The 9,831-nt window shown below is 39.0% G+C and carries 5 protein-coding genes and 1 pseudogene; 5 read left to right on the top strand and 1 reads right to left on the bottom strand.

All coding sequences use genetic code 11. The features are described from left to right. From ACG9ZB_RS15955 to ACG9ZB_RS15970, 4 genes are all read left to right on the top strand, one after another. Positions 1 to 2,243: type I secretion protein (locus tag ACG9ZB_RS15955; RefSeq protein WP_419326723.1), on the top strand; the 2,243-nt coding region annotated here is incomplete at its 5' end. 226 nt (positions 2,244 to 2,469) lie between these two features. Beyond that, positions 2,470 to 3,984, top strand: coding sequence for a TolC family protein (locus ACG9ZB_RS15960; RefSeq protein WP_419326724.1), 1,515 nt, complete (start codon positions 2,470 to 2,472; stop codon positions 3,982 to 3,984). Then, positions 3,981 to 6,110 carry a type I secretion system permease/ATPase gene (locus ACG9ZB_RS15965; protein WP_419326725.1) on the top strand — a complete coding sequence of 710 codons (2,130 nt, stop codon included), beginning with the start codon at positions 3,981 to 3,983 and terminating at the stop codon, positions 6,108 to 6,110. Before ACG9ZB_RS15960 ends, ACG9ZB_RS15965 begins: the two co-directional genes overlap by 4 nt. Beyond that, complete coding sequence (locus ACG9ZB_RS15970) at positions 6,107 to 7,294, top strand: HlyD family type I secretion periplasmic adaptor subunit (RefSeq protein ID WP_419326726.1); 1,188 nt, start codon at positions 6,107 to 6,109, stop codon at positions 7,292 to 7,294. The genes ACG9ZB_RS15965 and ACG9ZB_RS15970 overlap by 4 nt, the downstream gene beginning before the upstream one ends. Positions 7,295 to 7,454: 160 nt before the next feature. Here the strand turns inward: ACG9ZB_RS15970 and ACG9ZB_RS15975 are convergent. Continuing rightward, positions 7,455 to 7,889 (bottom strand): annotated as a pseudogene (locus tag ACG9ZB_RS15975) (IS1 family transposase); the annotation flags it as partial. A gap of 328 nt (positions 7,890 to 8,217) precedes the next feature. Between ACG9ZB_RS15975 and ACG9ZB_RS15980 the strand changes: the two are divergent. Continuing rightward, a complete protein-coding gene (locus ACG9ZB_RS15980) occupies positions 8,218 to 9,543 on the top strand; it encodes an ISNCY family transposase (protein WP_419326727.1) in 1,326 nt (441 codons plus the stop codon). Positions 9,544 to 9,831 lie beyond the last annotated feature (288 nt).

The following is a 9,831-nucleotide window of genomic DNA, read 5'->3' on the forward strand; positions in this document are numbered from 1 at the left end:
AGCCTGTAGGTCCAGCAACAGATGCGGTTGAAGGCAAGACAGATCATGACAATGATCCGAACACTCCAGACCAAGGCGGCCTAGATCGCGTTGATGGCAAGATCACGGTTGAAGTTGACAACAAAGGTAAGATCACGGGTACAACCGAAGATGTTAAGCCTGGCGAGAAAGTAATTATTACTGTTGAAGGCTTTGACAAAGACGGCCAGCCAGTATCGAAAGATGTTGAAGCGATTGTTCAGCCAGACGGTAGCTATAAAGCAGATGTGCCAGCAGAAATTGCAGACGGTTCATCCGTTGATGTTGAGGCGAATACAACAGACCGTAATGGTAAGCCTGTAGGTCCAGCAACAGATGCGGTTGAAGGCAAGACAGATCATGACAATGATCCGAACACTCCAGACCAAGGCGGCCTAGATCGCGTTGATGGTTCGCTTGAGATTACCGAAATTAATGAAGATGGAGTGGTAAAAGGCCAAACTACTGATGTGCCAGTAGGCAGTGATGTTGTTCTGACCTTCAAAGATCATACCGGTAGTCAAATTAATGACCCAGTAACAGGAAAACCAGTAACAGTAACGACAGTAGTTAAGCCAGATGGTAGCTATGAAGTTCAATTACCTGAGGATTTAAAAAGTCTGACAGATCAAATTAATGTAAAAGCTGATTCATTTGATAACAATGGTAAATCAGTTAGTGACAATGAGGATACCAAAAAGCCAATTACGGAAGTAACTACAAATGGTAATGATAGTCTAATAGGAACAACAGGAAATGATGTACTTGCAGGTGATACAGGTGGTTTAAAAACCAATTTTGTAGCAGGCCATGATTACAATGTTTCGATAGTTCTAGATTTGTCTGGAAGCATGTATTTTGGAATGGATGGTACAAGACCTAAAAATCCAATAACTGGTCGGGATGATTACAGTCCGACAGGAGTCCTTCCAAATGGAATGTTGTCACGTTTGGAAATTGCGAAAGCGGGCTTAAAAGCTTTTATCACACAAATGGCAGATCATGATGGGGTGATTAATCTACAGATTTCTACATTCTCAGCAACGGGTGCAGTAGGTAATCAGTCTAAATGGGATAAAGTTTTCTTAGATGTTACTGCCGATAATATTGATGCAATTTTTGAACATATTGGCAGTGGTAAAGGTGGTGAGGGTGATGGTTTAACCGCAGGAGGAGGTACAAATCCAGAGCTAAGCTTTAAAGAAGCAACAGATTGGTTTAATTCATCTGCAATTAAGTCAAATGGTTATGAAAACCAGACTTATTACATTACTGATGGCGAGCCGAATACGGATCAGACACCACTGGATAACGCATTTAAGCCACTGGCTGAAGTTAGTAAGGTGTTTGCAGTCGGTGTGAGTTCTTCCGTAAGTAATGATACAGTCTCACGTTATGATAATACTGATGTAAACGGTAATAAAGTTACTGGTACATGGAGTGGTACAAATCATGGTACAGCGCAGGCAATTGCTGACGCAGATAAACTAATTGCTTACCTTATTGGTGGATCTGAAAACTTTGTTCCAGCTGATGTTGGAAATGATGTTGTCAAAGGCGGGGCGGGTGATGACATTCTGTTTGGTGATGCCATGAATACAGATTGGATTACGGGTCTAGATCCTCTGCAATATCCAAAGTACTCAGGCTACTCAAAACTGATTACGCATTTAAAAGCAAATGTGACGAGTGGTGCAGAACCAACACAGCAGGAAATCTATGACTTCGTAAAAGAAAACTTAAAAGAGTTTATTGCTGCTGATGCTGCTGATGCTGCAACTAAAGGCGGTAATGACATCATTTATGGCGGTTCAGGTAATGACTTTATTATCGCAGGTGCGGGAAATGATCGCATCTACGGTGGTTCAGGCAATGACACTATTTCCACTGGTCGCGGCGACGACACTATTGTTTTTGATGTGTTAAATGCTGCCGATGCAACAGGTGGTAATGGAACCGATACATGGGTCGATTATGAAGCCAATGACAAAATTGAGTTTGGTGCAGATTTCTTTGAAGGTCTACTTTCAGTAGATCAATCGGATATTGCTAACTATATCAAAGTTGAAGATGATGGTAATGGCAATGCCGTATTGAAAATTGACCGTGATGGTGCTGCTGCAACTGGTGGTATAACTCATGATTGGGCAGATTTGTTAATTATTGAAGGTAAGACCGCATTGGAATTACAAGATTTAATTAATAACCAAATTATTATTGGCTAATCGCTAAGTGGCGGATTGGTTTTAGATTGATCCTTCACAAGGAGCGTTATGTCAAACATAACGCTCCTTTCATTCATTTTAAATTTGAATTTATCTTGAGTTCATTTTAGGCAAAGATAGATTAAAATTTGCAATGAAAATGGCTGCAAATTACTGTACTCAATTTAATGCTATGACACAGCATTCGAAAACTCACACGGTATGAATTTACCAAGATGTTTAAATCATGAATTTTAGAATATCAAAGATATGGCTTGTACTGTTTCTTCCACTATATATGCCAATAACGCCTAGTTATGCAGCAGCACCAAAACATTATTTGGGCTCAGCAAAAGAAAATATTGAGCAGTTTTTTTCGCCGGCAACTGCTGATATGAATAAAGTGAGTATTCAAGAACTGAGCAAATTCTCATGGGGTGAGCAGGCAGGTTTAGATACATTGCCAATAATTCAATCGAGTGGTATTCAACCGCAACCTAAAGGTATGGCAAAAATAAGTATTAACTCAGAAGCTGAGCTAACACTTTTTGATGCAATTCATCAAGCGCTACAGCGTCGACCAGAAATTACGCAGAGTATTGCGGCTATTGCAGGTCAAGGTGCAAACATTGATGCGGCGAAGGCACAATATTTTCCTCAAATCTCTGGTGGTATAAGTACAGCTGACTTAACGACTGGCGAACGGGGAAGACAACTTTATAGTTTATCTGCGACACAGGTTTTATATGACTTTGGAAAAATCAAAAGCGACATCAATATAGAAGAAGCGAGGTTGCTGCAAGAGCAAGCAAATGCATTAGAAAGTATTGATGATATTGCATATCAAACAGCAAATGCGATGGTCAATATCAATCGTTATCAAGAAATCGTTCGCATTGCTAATCAACAAATTAAAGGAATTGCTCGAATTGCGGAAATCGCCAATTTACGGGCTAATGCGGGTATTAGTAGTCAGGCAGATCCGATTCAGGCACAGTCAAATTTAGAAGCGGCGCAGTCAAATTTACTCATACAAGAAACGCAATTAAAGCAGTATCAGCAAAAGTTACAAATGCTGTTGGGCTATGATGTGTCCCATGTAAAGATGCATATTCCAGATACGGTCATTCGTAATGCTGGTTTATACAATGACCCAAACTTTACTCAAATTCCTAAGATGATAGCAGCTCAGGCATCAGTGCAAGTCGCTAAATTTCAAAAAGAGCAAACAAAACTAAGTACATATCCAACAATTAATATTAAAGGTAGCTTAAATCAAGCGTTGAATGGAAAAAACCCGAATAATAATGAAGATGATGGTTTTTATAGCTCTGTCATGTTGGAAGCGAATAGTAACTTTTTCCAAGGCGGGGCAGCCCGATCAAAACTCCGTTCTGCTAATTATGCGGAAGAAGCAGCAAAAGCAGCAGTTAACACAGTTTATTTAGACGTCTTAGATCAAATACAACTCATTCGTGTACAGGTTGAAAATAAGCAAAAGCAAATGGATGTTCTGGCTTTAAGAAAAGAAACCACAGCACGGACAAAAGAGTTGTATCAAGAACAATATAAATTAGGCACACGCACAGTGGTGGATTTATTGAATTCTGAACAAGCAATTCATGCTGCTGCACAGGAAATTGAAAATGCAAGATATGATATTTACGCGGCCCTAATTCAATATATCTATGTTACTGGTGCTTCAAGAGCATTTTATCAACTAAATAATACTTCTATTCAAGGGTTTGAAATTTTACCATGAGCAAAACTATGAATTATCAGCCATGGCTTCAAGCCGTTCTAGCAATTGCAAAACATTATCGTATCGAACCATCTGAAGAGCGTTTACGTTTACAGCTTGATTGGAATCCGAGTCAGTCAATAGATGATATTTTGATTTTGGTGAGCCGTCAGATCGGGATGAACCTAAGAAAAGCTGAATTTAGTGAAGATATTTTGAACCCGTGGCGTTTACCGCTTCTAATTCAAATGCAAGATGGACAAGTTGGCGTATTGAATCAACTTGATGTCAATGGGAATGCAAATATTCAGTTCAGTGGTGATCAAGGATTAGCACAGGTACTCACTTTAGAGTTATTAAAAGAAAATGTGAACAATGTTTATATTTTAAGACCTGAGAAATCAATTCCTGATGTCCGTATTGATGAATACATAAAGCCTTATGAGCCAAGCTGGTTTTGGTCAATTGTGCTCAAAGACTGGAAACGCTATTTGGATGTGATGTTTGCATCATTAATGGCCAACATTCTTGCATTGGCGACCATTCTATTTTCTATGAATGTTTATGATCGAGTGATTCCTGCACAGTCTGTTCCAACTTTATGGGTATTGGCTGGTGGTGTACTCATTGCTGCAATATTTGAATTTTGTTTACGAGTTGCACGTATTTATTTATCAGACATTATCGGAAAACGTGCAGATCTAAAAATCTCAGATAAGGTATTTGGTCATGCCTTAAGAATTAAAAATAAAGAGCGATCTAAATCAACAGGTACGTTTATTTCTCAGATACGTGAATTGGAAGGTGTTCGTGAATTAGTCACTTCTACAACCATTTCAGCGATTGCAGATTTACCTTTCTTCTTTTTGTTTTTGGCAATTTTCTGGCTGATCGGTGGCAATCTGTTTTGGGTTATGGTTTTGGTTGTACCTTTAATGATTATTCCTGGAATTTTGATTCAAAAGCCATTGGCAAAATTAGCATCTGAAGGAATGCGTGAAGGCGCTATTCGCAATGCAACACTGGTGGAAGCTGTTCAAGGTATAGAAGATATTAAATTATTGCGTGCGGAATCCCGATTTCAAAACCAATGGAATCATATGAATGAATCTGCTGCAGATATTTCAATGCGCCAGCGTAAGTTAGTTGGTGTTGTCGGAGCATGGACCCAGAAAGTGCAAGGACTGACTTTTGCAATCGTTGTACTTGTTGGTTGTTTTGCGGTGATGAAAGGAGAAATGACTACAGGTGCATTAGTTGCTTGTTCAATTTTATCATCGCGCATGCTTGGACCAATTGCACAGATTTCAGGAGTTCTAGGGCGTTTTCAACAAGCTAAAGTTGCTAAGACAAGTTTAGATGAGCTTATGAAGAAACCAGTTGACCAAGCACCAAATGCACATTTAATTCATAGACCTGTTTTGAATGGACATTATGAACTTAATAATATTGTCTTCAAATATAGTGAAAACGATGCAAAACCTACTCTCATCATTCCTAAACTTGAAATTCAAGCGGGTGAGAAAATTGCGATTTTAGGTCGTAATGGTGCAGGTAAATCAACGCTATTACAGTTGCTATCAGGGATGCAAGAACCTGTTCAAGGGAAAATCAATTTAGATGGGGTTGACTTGGGGTTAATTGATCCAACTGATGTACGTCGAGATATGGGCTTACTCAATCAGAATGCACATTTGTTTTTTGGTTCTTTACGTGAAAATTTAACATTAGGCTCACCTTTGGCGACTGACCAAGAGCTTTTAAATGTGCTCAAGCTCACAGGGGCATTAAACTTTGTATTAGATAAGAAAGAAGGTTTAGATCATCAAATTTTAGAAGGTGGTGTTGGTTTTTCTGGTGGCCAGCGTCAAGCTTTACTTTTATCACGATTATTACTTCGTCAACCAAATATTCTATTGCTTGATGAGCCGACAGCCGCAATAGATGACGTTTCTGAAAAACAATTGATTGAGAACCTTAAGGGCTGGTTAGGACAAAAAACTTTGGTCATTGCAACGCATCGTCGAGCAGTACTTGAGTTGGTGGATCGAATTATTGTAATACATGATGGAAAAATTGTTATGCATGGTCCTAAAGAGCAAGTATTAGGTAATACTCAAACCAATATAGCGAGTACAGCATCATGATTAGAAAATATATAAAAAGTGATACTGTAAAGGCTAAAGAATTAGAACCTGTATTACCGAGAGCTAGCTTATTTATCTGGATTATTTGTATTGGTCTTTTGTCATTACTCATCTGGGCATGGCTTTTTAAACTTGAAGAAGTTTCAACAGGAATTGGCAAAGTTATTCCATCTTCTAAAGAGCAAGTAGTACAGTCTCTTGAAGGTGGAATTTTAACAAAGCTTTATGTGCATGAAGGACAAATCGTACAAGAAGGGCAGGTACTTGCCCAACTTGACCCAACTCGGTTTGCATCAAATGTTGGTGAATCTGCATCCTTACTACTAGCATCACAAGCAACAGCAGCGCGACTACGTGCAGAAGTTAATGGAACTAGTTTAAAATTTCCGAGTGAAGTACTTAAAGAGCGAGACTTAGTTGAAGAAGAAACAGCACTCTATCATTCACGACGATCTAATCTAGAAGAATCTTTGTCAGGTTTACAACAAGCACTTATTTTAGTTGAAGAAGAGCTGCAAATGACTGAACCATTAGTAGCGAAAGGTGCAGCTAGTGAGGTCGAAGTATTGCGGCTCAAGCGCCAAGCAACAGATTTGCGCAATCAAATGAATGATGTGAGAAATCAATATTTGGTAAAAGCTCGAGAAGAGTTGGCAAAAGCCAACACAGATATCGAAACGCAATTACAAGTCGTAAAAGGTAAATCAGACTCTTTAAATCGTACTCTTTTTAAATCACCTGTACGAGGGATTATTAAAGAAATTGATGTTATGACTATTGGCGGAGTGATTTCTCAAAATGGCAAGTTGATGACAATTGTTCCGCTGGATGAACAACTTTTGGTTGAGGCACGTATTTCACCGCGAGATATTGCTTTTATTCATCCTGGGCAAGATGCACTCGTGAAGATCACTGCCTATGATTATTCTATTTATGGTGGGTTGAAAGGAAAAGTTTCAATTATTTCACCAGACACATTGAGAGATGAAGTTAAGCAAGATCAATTTTATTATCGAGTGTATATTCGAACGGATTCAGGAAAATTGATGAATAAAGCAGGCAAACAATTCAGTATTACTCCTGGCATGGTTGCAACAGTCGATATTAAAACAGGGGAGAAAACGATTTTAGATTATCTAATAAAACCATTTAATAAAGCGCAAGAGGCTTTAAGAGAAAGATAGTTTTGAGTGAGTCTGTAAATAATTTTTGTATTTGTGCTTTTTATATGTGAATAATAGGACTTCTACTGACACCAAGATTTTAGCATAACTTTTCTTTTAATCTGTACTAGCTCAAACCTGATCTGACAGTTACCCATTTTTTATTGTGCCTGTCAGGTTAAATTTGAGCTAAATCTCTCTTACCCCAAACATAAGCAACAATCTCACCTGTTTTTCGATGGTAGGCGTAAATAAGCCATTGTTTATTATTTTTATTTCCAACAAAAGTCCAGAATTCATCTACTTCGAGATATTCATAATGACTTTGTTTAGGCTGAATTTGATAGGCCGATTCAGTTAAAGTCCGTAAGACTTTACCGATACTAATCCGCTCAACTTCAGCGATATCTCGTATACCGCTGCCTCTGACCATTAACTGTAATATTTTACGAGTAATGCCGGAATTACATCCTAGATAGCTCAGAGCATGTTTACCAATAAACTGACGTTTGCAGTCTTTGCATTGGTAGTTTTGTTTCCCTTCTACTTTGATACCATTTATCTTTATACTGTCACTGAGGCAGGTTGGACATTTGATTTCTAGAGTTATTTGCATTTCTCTATTTTATCAAAATTCAACCTGCTTTTTTTTAGCATACTTTTTGATACACCACCAAATTTCTAACTAAGGAATATCAGTCGGATTATTTATGTAAGCTTGCTGTAAGCCTAGACTCTGAAGCAAAGAAATTCATTAAATAAAAAATGATTTAAAAATTAGTTGGTCATTGTTAGGTGTATCGGATTTAACATAATTAAGATTATACGAAACCATAGTGTAACTCCAAAATAGAAATGTCCGGTTTCTCCAAAGTAAAAATGTCCGCTTTTAGAATATGCACTTCTGCAATTTCCTTAGCGGACGGTTTGATATGTTGGTGTCTATGTCGGATAAAGAACTTAAACGATTGTCGGTCTTGCAGGAAATCTGCGATCAACGCATAACTCAATCCCATGCTGCTCAGCTACTTCATATTTCAGAACGTCAGATCAGACGCTTACTGCAGAAATACAAAGCCCAAGGTCCAGTTGCATTAGTCCATGCCGGTCGTGGCCAAATCAGCAATTCCAAACTTCCTGAAGAACTCAGACTCAAATGCCTCAATATTGTTTCTGACCAACTCCATGGTTTCGGGCCCACTTTAGCGCATGAAAAGCTCACCACCGTACATGGACTCGATCTTTCAGTAGAAACCCTGCGTTCCTGGATGATTGCAGCTGACTTATGGATTCCTCGATCCAAGCGCCTGAAACGCCCGTATCAGCCTCGTTACAACCGGGATTGCTTTGGTGAACTGATCCAAATTGATGGCTCACACCATGACTGGTTTGAAGGACGCGCTGCTAAATGCTGTCTACTGGTGTTCATTGATGATGCCACAGGTAAATTACAGCATTTACGCTTCTGTGAGTCAGAATCAACTTTTGACTATATGATTTCAACACGTTTATATGTCGAACAGCACGGTAAGCCTTTAGCGTTTTACAGCGACAAACATTCAGTCTTTAGAGTGAATCAAAGCAGCAAGAAAGACACCAAGATTACCCAGTTTGGACGTGTACTCAGCACCCTGAATATCGATATCATCTTCGCCAATTCACCGCAGGCCAAAGGCCGTGTAGAACGGGCGAATAGAACGCTTCAGGACCGTCTGATCAAAGAAATGCGCTTGGAAGGTATCTGTTCGATTGAGCAAGCGAATGCCTGGCTACCCTGCTTCATTGAGCAGTTCAATCAGAAGTTCGCCAAGATGGCTTTTAATCCTAAGAATCTACAACGGCCTATCACTGAAACAGCCGAAGAATTAGATGATATTTTTACTTGGCGTGAACCCCGCAGAGTCACGAATAGCCTGACGATTACTTATGATAAATGCGTATATCTCCTGGAAAACACCGAAGAAAATCAAAGGTTGATCGGTAAGTATCTTGAGTTCCTGGAATACCCGGATGGTACTGTAGCCCTCATGCATGATGGCCGAAAGATCAATTACAGCCTCTTCGATAAATTAAGTCAGCTGAATCAGCGAGAGATTGTTGAGAATAAACGGTTGGGTGCTGTTCTGAATCATATCCAACAACAGCATGAAGAACTGGAACAACAAAACAAACGCAATCGTTCTCAAAAGATGCCAAGTAGACAAGCACAGAAAACAGCGATTCAACAACGAAATCTGAATCCTGTGCTTGACTTGGAAATGTCTGTATAGGACATTTCTACTTGGGAATAACAGGTTTTTAATATTACTTTAAGATCAGTATCTTATCGTTATTCATACCCTCTGGAACGTTCTCGTTCAACCGGCTTGGAAACAAGTCGGTTTCTTTTTAAGCAAAACTGTAACTTTTAGCCAATAAAATCGATCAAAAAACATTCGTTTTTGCATTTTTTCCTGATTTTTCAAGGGTCACAGTTCAGAAATAATCCCCAATTTCTGCGGACAACTCTTGGGATAAAAAGTGACCAAACTTGTACGTTTTGGCGCACATTCATTCAG

It is taken from the genome of Acinetobacter johnsonii (assembly GCF_048551975.1).
Classification (GTDB): Bacteria; Pseudomonadota; Gammaproteobacteria; order Pseudomonadales; family Moraxellaceae; genus Acinetobacter; species Acinetobacter johnsonii_A.

Coding starts and splice junctions, on each gene's coding strand:
- ACG9ZB_RS15960 (WP_419326724.1), top strand. CDS start 2,470: ATGAATTTTAGAATATCAAAGATATGGCTTGTACTGTTTCTTCCACTA.
- ACG9ZB_RS15965 (WP_419326725.1), top strand. CDS start 3,981: ATGAGCAAAACTATGAATTATCAGCCATGGCTTCAAGCCGTTCTAGCA.
- ACG9ZB_RS15970 (WP_419326726.1), top strand. CDS start 6,107: ATGATTAGAAAATATATAAAAAGTGATACTGTAAAGGCTAAAGAATTA.
- ACG9ZB_RS15980 (WP_419326727.1), top strand. CDS start 8,218: ATGTCGGATAAAGAACTTAAACGATTGTCGGTCTTGCAGGAAATCTGC.